Here is a 1,169-nt window from a genome sequence, read left to right on the forward strand (position 1 = left end):
CGACGGCGGGTCGCCGCAAGAGACCACGGCCCGGCCTCCGGACGCACCGACGGTGGACCGGGCGTTCGCGATCGTGCGGCTCTACCTCCCGCCAGGGACCCCCGTGGCGGTTCGGGGCGTCACGGCTGCGGCGACGACGGCGGGCGCCGCTTCCCCCAGGCCCGCAATCGGGGAATGGCGACCCACCCTGTTTCACGGCGCCCGGAACTTTCTGGGGCACAGCGCCGCCGTCGCTGCATTGGTCGTGCTCGCGGTGGCACGAAGCGGGACGGGCCGCCTCCTCGGGGCGGCGCCGTTCTTGGCGATCGCCGCTCTCACGGGGAGTCGATCCGCATGGCTCGGTGTGTTCGTCGGAGCCGTGATCCTTGCGATCCCTCGAGTCCGACGTACGACGGGTGGCCGTTCGTTCGGATGGGGGGTGATGCCCTTCGTCGCGCTCGTCGGATTGGTCGGGACGTGGGCGATCCGGTCCAGCCTACTGGAACACCAAACGTCGCGCTTGGACATCTTCGCTGGTGCCGTCCAAGCGTTCCTGGATGACCCGTGGCGCGGTCTCGCGGGCCGCGGCATCGACTTTGCAGACTACTGGCAGACGTTGGCCCGCGATCCGGGTGGCGAGGCCGTCACGCATGCGCACAACCTATGGTTGCAAGCGGCTGCGACGCATGGGGTGATCGGCCTGACCGCTACGACGTGGCTGTCCCTCGCCTTCATGATCCTGGCCTGGCGTCTGGGCCGGCTGGCTGGTGTGGCGCTGGTGCTAGGTGCCCTCACGATGAGCGTCCTCGACGTCTCGTTCCTGTTCGTGTACGTGCAGCTCCCACTGATGTGGGGACTGAATGCGCTAGACGCTGCAAGTCGGAGCCTCCAGGGCGGGCAGCCAGACGTTCCACCTCCACGATCACCGTGACCGGTGGCGCATCGATCCGTCCCATTCGGTGCGACGTCTCCACCGCGTGGCGTCGCACCCTACCTAGCGTCCTTGCCCATTCCGGAGGGCGCGTCGAAGGCTGCGTGGCCACACGATGCTGCCCGAGATCCGGCCTCGTCACCACCGAACCGGTGGGGGCGTCGCGGGACCGACCGTTGGCGCGGCTTGCATCCACGATCCTCGAATCTCCGGACGCGCGGGTCGGCCTTCGGTTGGGATCGGTACCCATACGGCCGAC

The 1,169-nt window shown here is 68.9% G+C and carries 1 protein-coding gene; it reads left to right on the top strand.

Features of this window, described 5'->3' with window-relative positions; all coding sequences use genetic code 11:
- Positions 1-910, top strand: a 910-nt coding sequence (locus RI554_11640; protein ID MDR9392665.1) for an O-antigen ligase family protein, incomplete at its 5' end; no start/stop codon positions are given.
- Positions 911-1,169: the final 259 nt, after the last annotated feature.

It is taken from the genome of Trueperaceae bacterium (genome assembly GCA_031581195.1).
Classification (GTDB): Bacteria; Deinococcota; Deinococci; order Deinococcales; family Trueperaceae; genus SLSQ01.